The sequence below is a fragment of the Limnovirga soli genome, assembly GCF_013106755.1.
GTDB lineage: Bacteria > Bacteroidota > Bacteroidia > Chitinophagales > Chitinophagaceae > Limnovirga > Limnovirga soli.
In genome coordinates, this window is sequence record NZ_WHPF01000005.1 from 217,929 (window position 1) to 238,295 (window position 20,367).

Genomic DNA, 20,367 nt, shown 5'->3' on the forward strand with positions numbered 1-20,367 from the left:
AGATTTATTTGTAGCCAAACATGATATAAACCTTCAACTTTACTTGCGTCGCACACTTGTACTGTAGTAATGCTATGCAACTTTCAACAGCCAATTACAATGGTAGAAAACAAGTTTTAACCAGATCCAACTAATCATTTAATCCTTTTCCATTCAGGATTTGCTGTTCATATTTTTCTATTCTCTGTTCACGGGTTTTAGCTTGTTTGGGTGCAGCAAAATAAAGCAGGTAAGCTCTTTGTCTTCCTGGTGTTAGTGCAGTAAAAGCTTTTGCAAGCGCCGGCATGGTATCCAATTTTTGTTGAAACTCTTCGGGAATAGGATAGGATGTTGTTTTTTTAAGCTCCACTTTTAAGCCCGCTTTCTCTACTTCTATGGCTTCATAAATATGGGCTTTTATAATAGCCGATTGTTCTGTTATTTGATTAATAGGGGTAAACCTTATCTGGCGTGCCGCCTGTACATTTTTTGTTTGCTGTATCAATAAACCGTCTGCATTTGCTAATAGCGCACCTTTAAAAAACAGGAACGCACAGTATTCTTTAAATACATGTATCAATACAATATTTGCCTTATCAAAAGTATAACAGGGACATCCCCATTTCAATTCTTCGGTTAGTCCGCAGTCAAGTGCAATTTGCCTTAATTGCATTATTTCTTTCTGCCAGTTATTGGCTTTATTAAAATAAAAATCAACCCTGGGATTCATAGTTCGTATTTGTGATGCTAATAATAAACTTTTTTATACCCTGCCGCCCCATGTATCCAACCGTACAAGTGTGCGACGCAAGTAAAGCCTGATGAGTATTGGTGTAGCCCGGCCAATAATATTTTACATTAATTGGCTGCACCAATTAAGCATTGCGTTTTATGTACTTGTTTATGCTAAACCGGTTTACCATCCATAATACCAACAGTATAACGGCTGCAGCTATTAAAGTAGTGTAAGAAAGTACCGCACTTACATACATATGCTGTGTTTGCAACCATTGCTGTAACAGCCATTGCAATACCGAAAGTATAAGCAATACCACCAACGCTATTATAATATTGGGCGGAAAAAACTGTTTCATTAAAAAGCGTTGTAACTGTTTGGGAGCAGCGCCCAGCGTAATTAATAAACCAATTTCTTCTTTGCAGCTGGCAACGGTAAGTTCGATAAATAAACTAAAAATAAGTACGGCAAATAACAGCATTAAAGCGCCGGTTATCCACGATATATTTACCACGGTATCTACCACCTGGCGGTATTTGCTAAAGCGGGTTTTATCCGCATCGGTGGTTAGTCCGTGATTACTTAAATAGCTGGTTAATTGTGGGTTGCCGGGGTCTTTGGTTCTAATTACAATACGGGATGGTTTTGTGTTTTCCCTGGTGCCAAAACGGGCATTGGCCCAATCCATAAAAGTTTGTGGTACCAGTACCGAGGATATACGATCGCTAAAACCTACTACTTTGCCGTAATACCTTTCTTTGCCATCGGCGGTTTTTATTTTTATTTCCATGGGCAGGTTTTTAACCAGGTCCTGGGTAAGCTGTGGTAAATCCTGCGAGGTGGCAAAACCAAAATTATACATATCCAAAAACTGGTTAGGTACAATCATGGGAATATAGTTGACATTTTCATCCCATTTCCAATCTGCAGTTTGTACATCTAAGAATTCATCGGGAACGCTTTCAAAAAAAATATCTGAGTAAAAAGGAATCTGATCGCTGATGCTTTGTGCTGCAACTTTAAAACGGCTGGGTGTTAATACGCCCAGTTCGTCTACAAAAGGTTGTGCTTTTAAATCGGCAATATCTGCATCAGAAAGATTGGTGGCACCAACAGTTTTTTCGGTTACCGATTTATTGATTACCAAAAAATTGGCCACACTATCCTGATTGGTTTTGCTATAAAGCAGCTCGTTATAATTGGCCTGTATTTGTACAGCCGACAGAATTAACAGCAAGGCTACTGATAAACCCGCCACGGCCATTAAAAATCTGGCACGGCCACTGGCTGTTTTTATTAATTTTTTTAAAAGCTGGTTAAGCATATTTTACATTGGTTGTATTGGTAAGGCTTATTAGCCCGGCATTGGTTATATAATAGGGCATCCGTTGCGTCGCACTCTTGTACAGCATTGCCCAATTGAGCTTTGAATATTTACAGGTAAAGTGTTTTATGGTATTTAAAAAATGTATCATCTTCCAAATCGGTTAAAATTATACCTGCATTTCTTTTGGTACATTCTGCTGCAATTAATGCGGCGGCTTTGGTAATATTTTGCTGGTCTAAATGGCTAAAAGGTTCGTCCATCAATAACCAGGAAAAAGGTTGTACCATTGCCCTAATAATGGCAATACGTTGTTGCTCGCCATAACTGCAAAGCGCTGCTTTTTGGTGCAGTATATGGGTAATGCCCAACACTTCGGCCATTGCATCTATGGTGCTGCTTTCGCAATAAGGTTCTTGTAAAACACGGTTTAGTTCTATGTTTTCACGGGCGGTAAGGTTGGGAAACAAACGCAAATCCTGAAACACTATACTTACCTGCTGCTGCCGCATGGCGGCCAAAGCATCGCCAGTTATTTGTTGCAATGGAGTATTGTTCCATAAAATGGTGCCTTCGTAATCGCTGCGTAGTTTATACAGAATATGTACCAGCGTGGTTTTACCTGTGCCGCTGGGGGCTTTTATTTTAATCCATTCACCAGGGGCAAATTGCAGGTTATTATTCCAAACATCAGAACCCCTTTTTGAGAATTTATCTTTTAGTGGTACAGGAACTATTTGTTGCAATTGAATGTGCATAATACTAATATGGTTTATACTTTATTGCCTTGTATAATTGTTGCCCGGCTGTAACCCGAACGTTGTAATTGCAATACTGAAACAAATACATCGTAGGCCGCCATGCCTTTTTAAAAGATGCCATGAAAACGGAACCCTGAACCGAGCGTGGCAAGTAAAGCAAAATAGATGATTTACTGCCGGCCCCCCCATAAAAAAAGGCTGCCTGCGCAGCCTGTTATTATTTAGCTTGTTCTTCTATAACCGGCGGGGCAATTATATCTTCAGCAGCTGGTTCATCTTCCATTTCAAAATCCGACATGCCCATCATTCCCTGGTTAAATTTTCTTTGTTCCTGCCTTATTTTATTGGCGCTGGCGGCAAAGAATTTTAACAGCGATGCCAAACTGTTTTCGCTGGCATTGGCTGTATTAAGTTCAAAATTGCTGGCTACATATTTACCATTAAAATTATCGCTGGTGGCAACAATATTTTTAAAAGTGGCTTTGGCCGCATTGGTAATGGTGGCATTGGCACTATCTGCGGGCATTAACTCCATTAATTTGCTCAGGTCGAAATACAGTGCCATTGATTTGTCTTTGCATTTGGCTGCAATATCTGCGGGTATGGCTGCATTGCCTTTGCCGGAGATATATTGTTGTGCAAAACTGCTATCGCCGGAAATGATAAGGTTTTTGCCATTCATATTCCATGAAAAGGTGGTACCCATACCGGTTGGTACATATTGGCCATTTACCATTTCCATTTCGCCCATTTCGGCCAGTTTAGCAACAATTTTATCATAAGCAGCTTTGTCTCCAATAGCGGCATTGATGATGATATGTCCGGTAGGTGCTTTGGTTTTTAGTTTTACGCCTTCGTATTCCATTTCAGTTTCTTTAATGGCGATATCGGAAAAAGCAATGGCAAATTCGCCTTTAAAGGCTTTGGTAATATCATCTAATGTAAAGCCCAGTTTTTCCATGTATTGGTTGGCGGTAGCTTCCATGCCGCCAAACCTGATGATTTCAACCAATATTTGGGGGTTAAAAGAGAAGGAGGCGAAACCAGTTACCGGGGCCGGATATTGGTTAATCATATCCATATTAGCCACGGGACCTTTGTATTTATCCCATATCGCTGCCAGGTCTTTACCGCTATACGATTTGAAGTTGCCTGTAAGTTTGCCATTATCAAAATTAATTACGCCAGCACCATAGGAGTTTTGCAAGAGGTCGGCAAATTTGGTCATGCCCAGCAAAGGCACCGAACTCATCATAGAGCTGGAATTGGTCCAGAAAAGCATATCGCCCTTCTCAGCCATCAGGTCTACAAATTCTGGAATGGCGGCAATTGACTCATCTTCTTTTTGAGCAAATAAAGCAGCCAGCGGATTGCCGGTGGTGGTTTTATCATCCCCGCCCTGGGTGGTATTACCTGCAGCGGCCATTATTACCACATCCTCGTTCCAGCCTATGTTTAACGCATCTTCAATGGTAATATAGGAGTAGTTGCTGCCTTTTTTAATATCAGTAAGGCCTTGTTGTTTTAAATAGCTTTCAAATTTGCCGGCATCTTTCATTGCTGCTACGGCACCACCACTAACAGATTGGCCACTCATCATAGAGCCGCCCATTTTCATAAATACAAAAACATTACTTTCCAGATCAATACCAGAATTGGTAAAATCTTCCAGCATTTTTATGCCTTTTGAAGCGGCAGAGTCATCGCTGCTTTTTACAGAAGCGTTGAATAAAGAATCCCATTTTATATTGGCTGTAGCAGCTTTGGTAGCCAGGCTTTTCCAGTCCATATCCACCACAAACATGGCGTCTTTGGGAATATACTTTGTTTGTTCAGGAACTGATTTTTTACAAGAGGTGGCGAATAGTATCAGTACCAGGCCAAGGGTAAGGTATTGCGCAAAACGTTTCATATACATAAATTGAATGTTATTTTCATTACGAATGTAGTTGAAGCCGGGTAAATTAAAGCAAATTAAGGCTACATAAGTATAACAGGCAATATAGGTATATACAAGGTTTTTTAAGGGCAGGTATTTGAAAAAAGGCAGCTATTGAAACATCCAAAGCAGCAGGGGCTTTTTAGCCTCTTTTATGGTATTAGCCAATAAGTTTAAATAGTTTTCTGATACCATGGCACAACCCAAACTATTGCAAATGGGTAATGGATATACTTCCTTATCGGGTACCAGATAATAACTGTGTAATACAATATTGCGGTTAAATGCATGGCTGTTACTGCTATCCAAACCATATAGTTTAAAGGCTTTTCCAAAACGGCCGGTATAGGCATAGCCAATTTTATATTTACCCAAAGCACTGCAACCGCTGCCACTGGCGTTGGAAAATAAAGGAGTACTTAAAAAGTTTTCGTTACAAGAACCATGTGCTACCAAACCTGCATACATGATAGAGTCTGCCGCCATATTATAAACAAAAAACCTGTTACGGCCCGAGGGGATATCCATATCAATAAGACAGCAAATGGTAGTACTTAAGCCATGCTTTTTGCAGTAAGCCAATGCCTGTTTGCCCCAGGCTGCTAATTTTTTTTGCTCTGCTATGGTTGGCTCAGTAGGTTGCTTATATAATTTTTCTGGTGCAGCAAGTGCACTGCTGTAGTAATATAATAAAATGCCCCCTGTAAGCAGCACAATACCCAACAGTTTTTTAAGCAGTTTATACATAATTAGATGTAGATGCAAAGCGTTTTAAGTTCCATAAAGCAACACCCTGTTTTTAACGGCAAATAAAAAATACTATTGTGCAGGTTGTACAGCATAGCCTATACAGCCCAAACACAATTACTTATTTTTTTGTACCCAACAAGCAAGCAATTGGCAACTTTACTTGCGTCGCACTCTTGTACCTTGGTAATTCTGTTCAGCAAAACACAGTCTTGGCGTATGGTAGCAGATGCAAACAGGTATACATGAAAAAAGCTACTACACCATGTGTAATAGCTTTACTTACTAACCCCTCAGTAAATATGTTTATGCAGAAACGCCCGTTTGTGCTTCTTTTAATTTGGCTCTTATTTTTCCTTCAATTTCTGCGGCCAGTTCAGGGTTATCTCGCAGCAGTTCTTTTACTGTATCGCGGCCCTGACCCAGTTTATTGGTATCGTAACTAAACCAGCTACCGCTTTTTTGCACTATACCCAGCTCTACGCCCATATCAATTATCTCGCCTACTTTGCTAATGCCTTCGCCAAAAATAATATCAAACTCTGCACTGCGGAAGGGTGGAGATACTTTATTTTTTACCACTTTAACCTTGGCACGATTACCTACAGCTTCATCGCCATCTTTTATTTGTGCAATTCGTCTGATATCTAAACGAACAGATGCATAAAACTTAAGGGCATTACCACCAGTAGTAGTTTCGGGGTTACCAAACATAACACCTATTTTTTCCCTTAACTGGTTTATGAAAATACAAACTGTATTGGTTTTATTAATGGTAGCAGTTAGTTTTCTTAAAGCCTGGCTCATTAAACGTGCCTGTAAACCCATTTTGCTATCGCCCATTTCACCTTCAAGTTCGCTTTTAGGTACCAATGCGGCAACGGAGTCTATTACTACCACATCCAATGCGCCTGAAAGTATAAGCCTGTCAGCAATTTCCAGGGCTTGCTCGCCATAATCTGGCTGAGAAATAAGCAGGTTGTCTACATCTACACCCAGTTTTTGGGCATAGGCACTATCAAAAGCATGTTCTGCATCTATAAATGCACAAATGCCGCCTTTTTTCTGGGCTTCGGCAATTATATGCGTTGCAATGGTTGTTTTACCACTCGATTCCGGACCATAAATTTCAATTACCCTGCCTTTTGGTACACCACCCACCCCTAAAGCTGCATCTAAACCTATTGAGCCGGTAGAAATTACTTCCATTGGTGCTTCTACTTTATCACCCATCATCATTACACTGCCTTTGCCGTAGTCTTTATCAATCTTATCAATGGTAAGTTTTAGGGCTTTTAATTTCTCTGCGTTACTCATAATTGAAATTTTTATCAAAATTAATCAGGCAATAAAAGTAAGGGAAATTAATTATACACACTAATTATTTTAGTATTTTTTTGATAAACTATTTGGTATTATGTTTTTTCTTTTATGAATTTTTATAGCTATTCCAGCTTTTAGCTGCCCATACTTGGTGCCGTACAAGAGTGCGACGCAAGCGGTGCTGACAGGAGCTGGCATTGCCTGGCCCAAAAAATTGACTTTGAATTTTACATTTATTATTACCTGTAACCTGTAATGATTTACTAAAGCACTCATCGGGTATTGATTAATGCATATTTTTACGGCATGGCAATAAGTTTTATAAGAAAGTTTACCAAGGGCTTTTTCGTAATACTGAATAGTATGGGTTGCCTTGTTTTTTTAATAGCCTGCCTTTCGCCCTATATTAATCCAGAAAATTGGCCCATAATTGGTTTTTTGGCTTTACTGGTCCCCTATCTGGTAGTGGCGCTTTTGTTTTCTATTATTTTTTGGCTGATAGTAAAACCTGTACTTAGTTTATTGCCTTTTATAACCCTGTTACTGGGTTGGAAACAACTGGCCGTAATTGTGGCCTGGCATGCAGGTGCCACGTTTACAGCTGCTCCCAAAACGGATAGCACCATTAGATTAATTACCTGGAATGTTAGGGGTATGTATGGCATTTCTACCAACCCCTATAAACAGCAGCGTGACCGGCTACAGATTTTTGCCACCATACGGGACCTGAACCCAGATATTGTTTGTTTGCAGGAATTTAATACCTCGTATAACCAAAAAAGACCCACTGCCTTAAACCTGCAATTGTTTAGTGAAGTGTTTCCCTACCATTATTTTTCTAAAGATTATGTTTCGGCATCTAAAACAAGTGCTGCAGGGTCCATCATTTTTTCGAAGCACCCCATTGTGTTTAGCGATAAAATAAAATTCCCCGGCAATAGTTCTGAAAGTTTGTTATATGCGGATATTGCCATTGGACGGGATACTATCAGAAGCTTTACCACGCACCTGCAATCGTATAAATTTAACAGCAATGATTATGCAGATATTGAGAAAATAAAAAGCAATGATGCAGATGTGTTGTCCAGCGCCTCGGAGAATATTTACAGTAAAATGAAACTGGCTTTTCAGCAAAGGGCACAACAATCCGCCATAGTTAAGGCAGCTATTAAACAATCGCCTTACCCTTCTATTGTTTGCGGCGATTTTAATGATGTACCCAATTCTAACACCTATTTTACCATTCGCGGCCCCCGGCAGGATGCATTTTTAGCAGGCTATTTTGGTATTGGTACCAGCTTTGATGCCCTGGCGCCTACGCTTAGGATTGATTATATTTTACCCGATAACCATTTTAATATTCTGCAATTTGATATGGTAGATGAAGGCCTTAGCGACCATCACATGCTGGTAACTGATGTAAGTTTAAAAAAATAAAATATCTTCGCCACCACATGATAGTTTTTAATACATATTGCTGTTGCTGCTGCTGCTAATTGCCGTACGCCCTATTTTCATTTCATTTTACAACAGTCTATTTCTCAATTAATCATAGTATGTCTGCATTAAAGGTTCATAACTCGTTAACACGCAAGAAAGAAGTTTTTACATCTATCACCCCCGGCCATGTTGGTTTATATGTTTGCGGACCAACCGTTAGTGGCGAAAGCCATTTAGGCCATGCAAGGCCTTTTATCACTTTTGATATTGTATTTCGATACCTGCAATACCTGGGCTATAAAGTAAGGTATGTTAGAAATATTACCGATGCCGGTCATTTTGAAGAAGAAGGCCGCGCTGCAGAAGATAAAATAAGTACCAAAGCCATTTTGGAAAAGCTGGAACCCATGGAGCTGGTGCAGAAATACACCAATTTATACCATTGGGCCATGCGTGCCTTTAATAACCTGGACCCCAGTATTGAACCCACCGCTACCGGCCATATTGTAGAGCAGATTGTAATGATTGAAAAAATTATTGCAGATGGTTATGCCTATGTGGCCAATGGATCAGTTTATTTTGATGTGGAAAAATACAATACTGATTTTTCTGCAAAGGGTATGCCTTATGGTATTTTAAGCGGCCGGGTGCTTGACGAACAAATTGACAGCACCAGAGAACTGGACAACCAGGAAGAAAAAAGAAACAAGGCCGATTTTGCCCTTTGGAAAAAAGCACCACCCGAACATATTATGCGTTGGGTTAGCCCCTGGGGCGAAGGTTTCCCCGGCTGGCATATAGAATGCTCGGCCATGAGCACCAAATACCTGGGTAAAGAATTTGATATACATGGCGGCGGTATGGATCTTCAGTTTCCGCACCATGAATGTGAAATAGCCCAAAGTGCCGTATGCAACCATAAAATACCCGCCCGTTACTGGTTACACAATAACATGATCACCATTAACGGTAAAAAAATGGGTAAAAGCTATAACAATGTAATTAAGCTTAGCGAATTGTTTACAGGCACCCACCCTGCACTGGAACAGGCCTACCACCCCATGGTAATTCGCTTTTTTATATTGCAAACGCATTACCGCTCTACACTCGATTTTGGTAATGAAGCTTTAAAAGGTGCCGAAAAAGGCCTCAGGCGTTTATGGGAGGCCTACGAAAATCTGCAGCATCTTTCTATAACCAGTGATATTGCCACCGACGAAGCACTTAATACCAATGTGCTGCAATTGGTAGCAGACTTTGACACTTTTATGAACGATGATTTTAATACCGCTAAAGTATTGGCCAATATGTTTGAGCTGGTTACTATTATTAATGGTATTAAAGACAAGCATATAGCCCCCAACGCCATTAGCAGTAGTACCTTAACCTTACTGCAAACCAAAATGAAAATTTTTGTAGAAGAGGTGTTTGGACTGCAACCACTACAACAGCAAAATAACGATAAGGTAGATGGTGTAATACAATTGCTGATTGATATCCGCAAGCAAGCCAAGCTACGTAAAGACTATGTAACCAGCGATAAAATACGCAACGAATTAGCCGGGTTAGGTATACAACTAAAAGACGAAAAAGACGGCAGCATTAGCTATACCCTTGCCTAAGAAAATAGCAATTATGTACCCGGCTACAGTCCAATAATTAAGCACCGCTTGCGTCGCACTCTTGTGCGGTTGGATTGGAGATTGGGCTATTTTCAGAGTGTAGATTGAATCTAATGCCTGTTGGTCAGCGACCAACAGGGGCGTGGAAGTTTCTTCCTCCTGCTCTTGATGTCCGCACAGCGATTCCGTTGGCGGGGACGCCAACAGTAGCATCAATCTGAAGATATTTTGACGCAAATTTTTTTTAACTTTATAAAAACCATTTCAGTTATGCATTACGATAACGAAGAGGCGCGGAATTTTGAAAAGAAGAACGCGGATAGGTTGCAAAACATAAGGCAATTAAGTGCAGAGGATAAACAATTGATTACCGAAAATCTTGCCTTTTTAGAAGTGGAGATTAAAAATCTACTTGCAAAGCCTGATAGAACCGAAGCAGAAAATGAAATGTTGGAAAAACTTAGTAAACAAATGCCTGCGCTGTTAACCGCATTTCAGGATATGTCTTTGGTTTTAAATCATTCACTTGATGTAAAAAGCCAGTCTTACTATTTTCATATAAAAGCGCTTGCAGAAAAAGGCGATGAAAAAGCTAGGGAAATTTACAAGGATCTACAACCTTACTACCAGGCTACCCTGAAAGAAAAACCGGAATCGCAAAACTGATTGATTGAATTTTTGCCATTATTGGTATTGGCTGTTTAAAGCTGAAATAAATGCTACAGTACAAGAGTGCGACGCAAGAGAAGCTTCATAGATTTTCTACAGCCGGATTCAAAAATGTATTGGCCCTTTTCTTCTTTGCAGTATTGAAAATTGATTTCTTATTATTTTTTTGAAATGGTGTTGGTACTGAGTAAAATATTATTCGGATCCAATTCCAGTTTATCTGGTGCACCGGAAACAGTGAAGGTTTGCACCTGTTGCTTTTTAGTAAGATTCATTTTTAAAATGGTGGGAGTGGCGCTGCCCAACTTATAAAAACCAATTTCAACAGGAAGGTTAAATACAATGTCTCCCTGTTGAGTTTGTTCTAATTGTATGGTTATTTTTTTATTTGCGGCATCGTATTGCCAGGTGCAATTAATGATTGGATTAATTGGTTGATACAACCATTGCTTAAAAAATATTTTTAAATCTTTACCAGACGCTTTTTCCATGGCAATTCTAAAATCATCTGTGGTGGCATTGGCATTATAGAACTTTGCATAATATGATCGGATACCTTTTTGAAAATTTGCATCGCCCACCAGATTCCTGAGCATATGTAATACCCATGCCCCTTTTTGATAGGTAATGCCGCTGGTAACGGGCTCTTTTTCGGCAGACCTTGGACTTACAATACTAAAGTCGGGCATTTTTACTGCCATGTCGAATACAGATTTTTTGGCTTTACTAATACCATTTGTATAAGCTTCCTTTCCGTATTCGTTTTCAATAAACAACAGGGTGAAAAAAGTGGCAAAACCCTCACTAAGCCAGGCATCATCCCAGGTGGTTTCAGTAACGGCATTACCAAACCATTGATGCGCAATTTCGTGAATGACTACATCCCTTGTTCGTTCGTCTCGCTTACCATTAATTAATTTTTCACTATAAAAAATAGCAGAGGAAGTTTCCATACCTCCACCTGAATTTACCGATTGTATATTGGCCAGTTTTTCATAAGCAAAGGGACCAATATAACTACTGAAAAATTCCAATACTTTTTTGGTGGGTTCGTCAAAATCGTAAAAACCTGCTTCCCTGTTTTGCGGATATACCCAGGACTGAATTGATTTGCCATTAAATTGATCTACATATTTAACAGCAAAATCTGCAACGCCCAACACAAACAACCAACAGGATACAGGTACCGATTGTTTCCAATGGGTTAACCTGGTATTGTTGCCTAAGTCTGATTCTTCTAATAATAATCCATTGGAAATAACCTTATAATGAGATGGTGCTTTTACAATAAATTCTGAGGTGGCTTTATCGGATGGATGGTCCAGTGTTGGCAACCATTGCCTTGTTTTATTGGGCCAGTTTTCACTAAAAAAACTTCTTACGCCAAACTTAGTGGGTCCTATTACCAATCCATCAAAAGGAATTCCATGATAAGATATGGTAAAAATTATTTCTGTGTTCTCAGCTGAAGGGGTAGGTAAGCTTAAGATTACCTCATCATTTTGATGTGTATAGGTAACGGGCATATTGGCCACTTTTATCGCATCAATCACCATTCCTTTACCTTGCCTCTCTGCAGTTGCGTTTATAAGATCTAATCGAAAATGCTGCATCCCTGCCTTCTTAAACAATACAGTGATTTGTGCATTACCATAAATCACATCTGCAGTATCAGATAAACTTATCTCAAATGAATAATGTTTTATGTCAATATTTTTATTGACAGGGTAATTGTCTGCCCAAACAAACACCGGCAATAATAGTAGTACAGCCGCTAAAAAATTGGATTTAATATTGCTCATTATTGTAAGGTTACTTTTTTCAAATAAAACCCTTTAGCATCCACTTGCGGTGGCAATACGCTATTTACCGTAATGCCTTCGAGAGGAATGATTACTCTGCTTGTTTGATCATTTGCAGTAATGTTGAATGGCAAAGGCATAAAGAAATTATTGATCTTGATTTGGTATTTATGAAAGCCAAGTTCCTTTATGTTCACTTCCATTACATCGGTAGTTCTTAAATAAAAGTCGAAAAATGGTTTCAGGTTTTTACCGGAGGCATTACTGAATAATTTTTCTACATCATCGGTTGTAACAAAATTATCATAGGTGTACTTAGGATCTGTTGCCAGTTTTTTTAAAGTGGGAAAAAAGATATCATCACCAATAACATAACGTAAACTATGCATAAAAAAAGACCCTTTACCATAAATATCACCACCAGAATAAACCTCTTCTTCAGTTACTTCATCGCCTAATACTATCGCCTTTCTATTTTTCACACCCCTTCTATGGCCATCTATTATTTCGTTATAAGCTGATTCTCCTCCTAATTCCAAAATAGCCAAAGCTTCCGCGTAAGTGGCAATTCCTTCTTGTATCCACATATGTGCCCAGTCTTTATTGGTAACCTTATTTGCCCACCATTCGTGTGCATATTCATGAAACAAGTTTGCTGAATATTCTGAACCACCCACTTGTTTATAAATAAATTTATTATCAAACGTAATCATTGTTTGATGCTCCATACCTGAATTGGGTACTTCTGCAATTCCAATTTTTTCCTTAACCCAGGGGTATTCCCCAAAATATTTTTCTAATATTTTCGTGTCCCTGATCTTTGTTTCTATTACTTTTTTTGCATGGGCGGTATCTACCTCTAGAACATAATATTCGATGGGCACTTTGTTACCTTCAATAGTAGTATACACATCTTTTGCTACTTTGTATTTACCTATATTAAAGACGATACAATAGTTGCTGATAGTATAATTTGTTTTCCAAAAGTAGGTGGACTTGTTTTTTTTGGTGGTTACACTCATTAATAAACCAGGCCCGGCTACCACTAAATTTGAAGGGACGGTTATCTTCAAATCGGCTCCTTCATTGGGTTCATCACCTGGATGGTCTTTGCATGGAAAATACATTTCTCCACCCTCCGCCTGAATGTTTAATGATACCCAATCATTCCCATTTGAATCTTTGGTCCAGGTAAATCCGCCATCCCATGGGGGGTTTATGGCAACTGGAGGTATTCCGTTGTATTCGATATTTACCTTATGATTCCCAATATCAAAACCTGCTGCAGATGTAATAAATATTTTATCATCATGTTGCTCGAATGAAGCAAGTTTCTTGTTAATGGTAATTTTGGTAACCGTATATAAGTGAGCTAAATTAAGTAGTATAGTATCTGTTTTTTTTGAGAGGTTCAAGCTTACCTCAACAGACCCATTAATAGATTGCTTTTGAATATCTACCTCTAAAGCAATTGTATAATGCCTTATATCAATTATTGCCTGCAAGGGTAACAGCTTACCTCCGGAGGTGAGGTAGCTTAAATCTCTGTTGTTAATATTGCTTTTATCCTGACTGTGGGCAACAAAGCATTGAAATGAAAAGGCGATAGACACAAATAGTTGTAGCAGATACAAGCTGTGGTTATTGCTTCTGAATTTTATTTTCATTTGATCAGGCATTTAATATAATGAAGAATAAATATAATTCCTTCTTTGCACACTTTCATTCAAAGCTTTATGTTTGGAGAGATTCTTTAATTTGCTTCTTTATAAGTAGATATTAACTACATGACAATCAATTATTTTTTGCCCTAATTTGCCACATACAGTAACGCCGCCGTTGGCGGGATGACCTAATAAAAGCATAACAAAATATCCGAAAGCACAAGTGTGCGACGCAAGCGGCGATGCCATGAAATACAAATGCCGGGTACCCAAATATGCACTCAATAAAAACAATATCTTTATGAAAATAAAATTTATGCAAACAGGCAAATTAATTTTTGCAATCTTGTTTTTATTAACTGCAAATGATTACGTAAACGCACAGACCATATGGCCAATAAAAGAATGGACTGTTGCCACACCACAATCGCAATTAATGAATGCAGATTCGCTGCGTGCTTTTGACAATGATATTGCAAATGGAAAATATGGGAATGTAGATGGTATGCTGGTTACCAGAAACGGCAAACTTATTTACAGGAAAGATTACAAACATGATTACGATAAAATTTTTGGCGACAGTGTAAATAAAAAGAGTGCAATAAATGCTTATGATGCAGGTGGACAGTACAATTATTTCAACCCATGGTGGCACCCGTTTTATCGCCGTGATAATTTACACAGTTTACAATCGGTTTCCAAAACAGTTACATCAGTTTTGATTGGCATTGCTGTTTCAAGAAATGAATTTCCTGATCTATCAACACCGGTACTTAATTTTTTTGATACCAGCCAGGTAAAAAATATTGATGACCGAAAAAGAAAAATGACCATAGAACACCTGCTTACCATGACAAGCGGCATAGACTGGAATGAAGAAACTGATTACAACGATCCCCGAAATGATTGTAATATCATGGAAGCGAGTTTTGACTGGGTACAATATGTTATTGACAGGCCAATGGCCATTGATCCCGGTAAAACATTTAATTACAATAGTGGCGCCACGGAACTGCTGTCTTATATTTTCAGGAAGGCAACAGGAAAAGATATGGAAGAATATGCTGCTGCAAATCTTTTTGCACCACTTGGTATTACCAACTATTTCTGGAAACGAATACCAATGGGTTTGCCAGATACTGAGGGTGGTTTGTATTTGAACATTGCCGACCTGGCAAAGATCTCCTATCTTTTTTTGCGCGAAGGCAACTGGAACGGCACCCAGATAGTGTCAAAAGATTGGGTGAAGGCATCAGTACACCCTTATGTGAAAGTTGGAGGTAAAACTCAATATGGATATAAGTGGTGGTTAAATTATTACAGCACAGACAGTACAAAATATGCGTGGCATGGTTCAGGTTTTGGGGGACAATTTCCCATCATTATTCCAGAATATAATATTGTAGCTGTGTTCACCGGTTGGAACATTATTGACGGTAAGCCGTCGTTAAGGCCGGGTGAAGCTATCAGGCGATTGGTGAATGCAGTTGAAGATAAAAGCAAATGATTTTCCTAGCCTAGGATTACTATGAAGCTTTACTTGCGTCGCACTCTTGTGCTGCATCAAAATGGCAGCAAACTATATGGCACAAATAGTGGCATATAAAAATATAGCCTTACCTAAATGATATAAACCGAATCAGTGATATTACTGGCAGGTAGCGAAAAATAAAAATCGCTACCTTTTTCTTTGGTACTGTTTACCCAAATTTTGCCACCATGTTTTTCAATAAATTCTTTGCAAAGAATTAATCCCAAACCGGTGCCCTTTTCTCCCTTTGTGCCTTTGGTAGATTTTTTTTCACCGGGGTTAAATAAATTATCAATATGCTCCTGATCCATGCCAACACCATCATCAGCAATATGGAATACAATATTTGCCTCTGTTTTTGTTACATAAATATGTATGCTGCCATTTTGATGGGTAAATTTTATGGCATTGGAAATAAGGTTTCTTAATATGGTAGCAAACATATTGCTATCGGCATAAATAGTTTTTACCTCCTGATTATGGCAGTTAATTTCTATTTGCTTTGCGGCCGCACTTAAAGCTACAGTTTCCAGTATTTCGGGGTAAATAGTTTCAAAATCTAATGGCTCGGGATTAAAGGGTATGGTATTGGATTGTGTTCTTGCCCAATCTAATAAATTCTCCAGTAAGCTATAGGTTTGTTTGGCAGAAGAATACAACTGACTGGTAATTGCCTCCAATTCTCTGGCGCTATATTTTGTATAGTTTTCGTTTAACAATTTTGCAAAGCCAAGCATATTGTTAAACGGATTTTTCAGGTCGTGTGCTATAATAGATAAGAATTTATCTTTTGTATTGTTTAGTTCTTTTAGGGCTAATTCATTGTCTTTAATTTCGGTAATATCATAGCACGAACCTATATAGCCAATAAAGGAATTATCTACATCATAAAAGGGGCGGCCAAAATCTCTTATCCATCTATAATCCCCAAATTTGTTTTTCATGCGGTATTCCATTACAAATGCCTCACGATTATCAAATGCATTGGAATAAGTATGCAAACAGGCATCAAAATCATCGGGGTGCACGCCTTCGGCCCAACCATTACCAAATTCCTGTTCCATGGTTCTACCGGTAAATTCGAGCCAGGTTTTATTAAAATAGTCGCATAATTTATCCAGCCGGGCACGCCATATTAATGCGGGGAATTCTTCAAATATTTTGAGGTATAATTCTTTTGCCTGTGTAATTTCTATTTGTTGCAGTTTCATTGCTGCATTCTCGGCTTCCAATGCAATAATTCTTTCCCTAAGTATAGTATAATCAGTAGACATTTGATTGGTTTCAAATTAAAGGAAACTGGCCTATATACTGCAAAAGACGATATAAATGTACAGGTAAAAAATAATTTATGCTAATTAGGGTTATTAATAGGTTAAAAGAAAAATAGATCGAGTTAAACGCTGATAAATGTGGTGTTTATATATCATAAAAATGATAATCTTATAAACTAATAAGTAGTTAGGGATTAAAAGTTGGGTGTTTTTTGTTTAGATATAAACAACTTTATACAAAAATAATTAAACATTATTAGCTGCGCCAAAGACATAAGTACAAGTGTGCGACGCAAGTAAAGCTGACTATTGAACTGTTTGCCGGGCCCAAAATATTGCATTTGCCTTTTAAAATGGGCTGCATAATTATACCACTGTATTGGTATTTATGCAAAAAAAAGCACCTACAAATAATACTTGTAAGTGCTTAATGTAAAGTGGGCCCACCTGGGTTTGAACCAGGGACCCCCTGATTATGAGTCAGGTGCTCTAACCAACTGAGCTATAGGCCCGAATTTTAGTATTACCAAAATTCAAGGGCGCAAAAATAGAAAAAAACACCAACTTTCCAAGAAGAATCAAAAAAACCCTGTTTAGATTTGTGGCATGCAACAAATAAAAAATATCATTTTCGACCTTGGTGGCATTTTTATGAACATCAATTTTAGCAAAACCGAAGCCGCTTTTGCCGCACTGGGTATTTCTGATTTTAATAAATATATTACCCAACATACCATTACCGATTTATTTGAACACCTGGAAACCGGTAAAATAAGTCCTGAAGAATTCTATGATTTGTTTAGAAAAGAATCGGGTACTAACCTGAGTAATGAGCAAATAGCATTTGCCTGGAATGCCTTATTGCTTGATTTTCCACTGGATAGGCTGCAATGGCTGGATGCTATTCGCAAAAAATACAAAGTATACCTGTTTTCGAATACCAATAAAATACACTACGATGCTTTTATGGATTTATATGCACAGCAAACGGGTGATACTAATTTTAACGGGTATTTTATTAAGGCCTATTATTCGCACGAACTGGGATTAAGAAAACCTTACCCGGAGAGTTATTTAAAAATATTGGAAGAACAGCAATTACTGGCCGCAGAAACGGTTTTTATTGACGATACCATTAAAAATATAGAAGGGGCACAGCAAGCGGGTTTACAAACCATTCATCTGTTTCACCCAAAAACAGTGCTGGATCTTGACCTGTAAACCATCACCAAATAAAAAAGGTGGGTAATAATTACCCACCTTTTTTATTTAATTTCTTCAAAATCTATATACTCACCATCTGTAGTTGTACTGTTTTTTACAGTAGCCGTATTTGCTTTGGGGGCTGCCTGCGGCGGTGGAGCTGCTGCTTTGGCGGCTGCTTCCCGTTTTTTACGCAGTTGCTCTTCCTGCATACGTTGCATTTGGCTTACCTGGCTTTTAAATTGAGAGGCAGTTTTACCTACCGGAACAATAAAATCAAAAACCAGTTTATATAACAGGTATAAAATTAATATCGTGGCAATTACATCTATCATGGTGTTAGCTTTATATGGCCATCATATCTTTTTCTTTGGCGGCCAGGTGTTTTTCAACAAGGGCAATAAAGCGGTCTGTCATTTCCTGTATACTTTTCTCTGAGTCTTTTACAATATCCTCGCTAAGCCCTTCTTTTTGCAATTTCTTTACGTATTCAATACCATCGCGGCGCAGGTTGCGGATAGCGATTTTAGATTGTTCGCCTTCTCCGCTGGCTTTTTTAAATAGTTCCCTTCTTCTTTCCTCAGTTAATGGGGGCAAAAACAGCCTAATCTGCACCCCATCGTTTTGCGGAGTAATACCAATATTGGCCTGTAAAATGGCTCTTTCAATTGGTTGCACCATGTTTTTTTCCCAGGGTTGTATGCTTAATGTACGGGCATCCAATACGTTAATATTTGCTACCTGGCTAATTGGTGTGGGCGATCCATAATAGTCAACAAATATGCCATCTACCATACCAGGGTTTGCTTTGCCGGCCCTGATTTTAGTTAGCTCCACTTCCAGATGGTCAATCGCTTTTTTCATTTGCGATTCTGTTTCATCCATAATCATTTCCAGTTCTTCTGATGGCATATAGTTAAATTTTCAGGTGCAAAACTAATAAATACCCAATGCAATGGCAACAAGCAAAGAAATATTTTAATAAATCCTTGGCTATATGAGCCTGCCATGCCATGTAAGCGCTACAAGATATTGCATGCACTGTTCTTAATTGCGTTAAACTATAGCGGTATTTTGTTACAGACAATGGTAATATATGGCATCGTTGCCTTTTTCGTATTTGCTGCTTCGTACCGCAAATACCTCCATTGTAGGTTCCTCTTTTATGGCATCAAAACCGGTTGATGTATAGGTCTATCCATATGCATACCTGCCATAGGGTTGGCACCCCTTTTAAAAATATATTCGCTATTTACCAAATAAGCCCCTGTAACCACCACCGCATCTCCTTCCTTAATGCCTGATAAAATCTCAATGCTATTTTCAGTTTCAATGCCTGTTTGCACCATTTTGTTTACAAAACTGTTATGCCCTGTTTTTATCCATACCGAACTTGCATTTTCATTTCTTATTACTGCATCTACAGGCAGACTAATGCCTTTGCGTTGTTTATTTTCCACATACACATAAGCCGGCATACCGGGTCTTAGCAGGTTATCGGTATTAGGCAATACCACCCGCACCAGGTTTATTCTGGTATCGGGATTGATCTCGGGGTTTATAAAAGCAATACGGCCCCTTAATGTGATATTATTTAAATCGGGTATTTGTACGGTTACCATATTGCCATTACCAATAGCAGCATATTGCGAAGTATACACTTGTGCTTCTACCCAAATGGTTGATAAATTGGCGATGGTAACTATGCTGCCACCATCCATAACATAATCACCTTCCCTCAAATTTAAGGCAGTTATATAACCTTCCTGGTTACTATAAAAACTGGTAAGTGATGATGCTGTATGTGTTGTTGCTATTTCGTTTATCTGATTTTCGTTGAGGCCCCATAATAATAATTTGCTTTTGGCACTTTCTATTACCTGCGCAAAATCGATTAGTGAAGTACTCAGGGAATTTTGTTTTTCCAACGCCAGCAGGTATTCCTGTTTGGCATTGTTTAGGTCTTCGCTGTAGATGTCGTACAACTTATCCCCCTTGCGAATATAATCGCCGGTATTTTTAAAATAGAGCCTGTCTACCCTGCCTGCCACACGGGCACTTATATTGGTTATTGCTTCTTCATTGAAATTTAGGGTTGCGGTAAGTACCTGCCTGTTACCAATGCTACCACTTTGTATAGTATCGGTTTGTATATTACCCAATTGTACCTGTGCATCACTTAACTCAATTTCGCCGGGCTTTTGCATGTTGCTTTTGCGGGCTTCAATCAATTGCATACTGCAGATGGGGCAATTACCAGGCTTATCCTGCATTACCTGCGGATGCATAGAACAGGTATAATATACATCTGAGGTTAGCACTGTTGCTGCTGGCTTTTTTCCGTTGTTATTGC

General features: G+C 38.7%; 17 protein-coding genes and 1 tRNA gene. 5 read left to right on the forward strand and 13 right to left on the reverse strand.

The window, feature by feature from the left end:
* Window positions 1-130 precede the first annotated feature (130 nt).
* The 6 genes from GD597_RS08190 to recA all read right to left on the reverse strand — a co-directional run bounded on the left by GD597_RS08190 (window position 131) and on the right by recA (window position 6,803).
* Window positions 131-709, reverse strand: coding sequence for a YdeI/OmpD-associated family protein (locus GD597_RS08190; protein ID WP_171607348.1), 579 nt, complete (start codon window positions 707-709; stop codon window positions 131-133).
* Between the two features lie 145 nt (window positions 710-854).
* Window positions 855-2,039, reverse strand: a complete 1,185-nt coding sequence (locus tag GD597_RS08195; RefSeq protein WP_171607349.1) for an FtsX-like permease family protein — start codon at window positions 2,037-2,039, stop codon at window positions 855-857.
* A gap of 110 nt (window positions 2,040-2,149) precedes the next feature.
* Window positions 2,150-2,797, reverse strand: a complete 648-nt coding sequence (locus tag GD597_RS08200; RefSeq protein WP_171607350.1) for an ATP-binding cassette domain-containing protein — start codon at window positions 2,795-2,797, stop codon at window positions 2,150-2,152.
* A 220-nt stretch (window positions 2,798-3,017) separates the two neighbouring features.
* Window positions 3,018-4,712, reverse strand: coding sequence for a DUF4836 family protein (locus GD597_RS08205; RefSeq protein WP_171607351.1), 1,695 nt, complete (start codon window positions 4,710-4,712; stop codon window positions 3,018-3,020).
* A 138-nt stretch (window positions 4,713-4,850) separates the two neighbouring features.
* Window positions 4,851-5,486: a murein L,D-transpeptidase catalytic domain-containing protein gene (locus GD597_RS08210; RefSeq protein ID WP_171607352.1), complete on the reverse strand. Its 636-nt coding sequence runs from the start codon at window positions 5,484-5,486 to the stop codon at window positions 4,851-4,853.
* A 306-nt stretch (window positions 5,487-5,792) separates the two neighbouring features.
* A complete protein-coding gene (gene recA / locus GD597_RS08215; protein WP_171607353.1) occupies window positions 5,793-6,803 on the reverse strand; it encodes a recombinase RecA in 1,011 nt (336 codons plus the stop codon).
* 312 nt (window positions 6,804-7,115) lie between these two features.
* On the opposite strand from recA, the gene GD597_RS08220 reads away from it, so the two are divergent.
* The 3 genes from GD597_RS08220 (at window position 7,116) to GD597_RS08230 (ending at window position 10,537) form a co-directional block, all read left to right on the forward strand.
* Window positions 7,116-8,246, forward strand: coding sequence for an endonuclease/exonuclease/phosphatase family protein (locus GD597_RS08220; RefSeq protein ID WP_171607354.1), 1,131 nt, complete (start codon window positions 7,116-7,118; stop codon window positions 8,244-8,246).
* Between the two features lie 119 nt (window positions 8,247-8,365).
* A complete protein-coding gene (cysS, locus tag GD597_RS08225) occupies window positions 8,366-9,871 on the forward strand; it encodes a cysteine--tRNA ligase (RefSeq protein ID WP_171607355.1) in 1,506 nt (501 codons plus the stop codon).
* Window positions 9,872-10,141: 270 nt separating this feature from the next.
* The gene (locus GD597_RS08230; RefSeq protein ID WP_171607356.1) at window positions 10,142-10,537 is read left to right on the forward strand and encodes a hypothetical protein; all 396 of its coding nucleotides are present in this window, start codon (window positions 10,142-10,144) and stop codon (window positions 10,535-10,537) included.
* Window positions 10,538-10,698: 161 nt separating this feature from the next.
* Here the strand turns inward: GD597_RS08230 and GD597_RS08235 are convergent, their stop codons facing one another.
* Window positions 10,699-12,342, reverse strand: coding sequence for a M1 family metallopeptidase (locus GD597_RS08235; RefSeq protein ID WP_171607357.1), 1,644 nt, complete (start codon window positions 12,340-12,342; stop codon window positions 10,699-10,701).
* The gene (locus tag GD597_RS08240) at window positions 12,342-14,009 is read right to left on the reverse strand and encodes a M1 family metallopeptidase (RefSeq protein WP_171607358.1); all 1,668 of its coding nucleotides are present in this window, start codon (window positions 14,007-14,009) and stop codon (window positions 12,342-12,344) included. The genes GD597_RS08235 and GD597_RS08240 overlap by 1 nt, the downstream gene beginning before the upstream one ends.
* Before the next feature lie 298 nt (window positions 14,010-14,307).
* Between GD597_RS08240 and GD597_RS08245 the strand changes: the two genes are divergently transcribed.
* Window positions 14,308-15,513 carry a serine hydrolase domain-containing protein gene (locus GD597_RS08245; RefSeq protein WP_171607359.1) on the forward strand — a complete coding sequence of 402 codons (1,206 nt, stop codon included), beginning with the start codon at window positions 14,308-14,310 and terminating at the stop codon, window positions 15,511-15,513.
* 113 nt (window positions 15,514-15,626) lie between these two features.
* On the opposite strand, the gene GD597_RS08250 is transcribed toward GD597_RS08245, so the two are convergent.
* Entirely contained in the window at window positions 15,627-16,811 is a 1,185-nt protein-coding gene (locus tag GD597_RS08250) for a PAS domain-containing sensor histidine kinase (protein WP_171607360.1), read from the reverse strand.
* Window positions 16,812-17,249: 438 nt separating this feature from the next.
* Window positions 17,250-17,323, reverse strand: a tRNA-Ile gene (locus GD597_RS08255).
* A 94-nt stretch (window positions 17,324-17,417) separates the two neighbouring features.
* Between GD597_RS08255 and GD597_RS08260 the strand changes: the two genes are divergently transcribed.
* Window positions 17,418-18,032: an HAD family hydrolase gene (locus tag GD597_RS08260; protein ID WP_171607361.1), complete on the forward strand. Its 615-nt coding sequence runs from the start codon at window positions 17,418-17,420 to the stop codon at window positions 18,030-18,032.
* A gap of 44 nt (window positions 18,033-18,076) precedes the next feature.
* Here GD597_RS08260 and GD597_RS08265 read toward each other — a convergent pair whose 3' ends face one another.
* From GD597_RS08265 to GD597_RS08275, 3 genes are all read right to left on the reverse strand, one after another.
* Window positions 18,077-18,349: a DUF4834 family protein gene (locus GD597_RS08265; protein ID WP_171607362.1), complete on the reverse strand. Its 273-nt coding sequence runs from the start codon at window positions 18,347-18,349 to the stop codon at window positions 18,077-18,079.
* Window positions 18,350-18,359: 10 nt separating this feature from the next.
* Window positions 18,360-18,926 carry a ribosome recycling factor gene (gene frr, locus GD597_RS08270; RefSeq protein WP_171607363.1) on the reverse strand — a complete coding sequence of 189 codons (567 nt, stop codon included), beginning with the start codon at window positions 18,924-18,926 and terminating at the stop codon, window positions 18,360-18,362.
* Between the two features lie 251 nt (window positions 18,927-19,177).
* Complete coding sequence (locus GD597_RS08275; RefSeq protein ID WP_317170298.1) at window positions 19,178-20,335, reverse strand: efflux RND transporter periplasmic adaptor subunit; 1,158 nt, start codon at window positions 20,333-20,335, stop codon at window positions 19,178-19,180.
* Window positions 20,336-20,367: the final 32 nt, after the last annotated feature.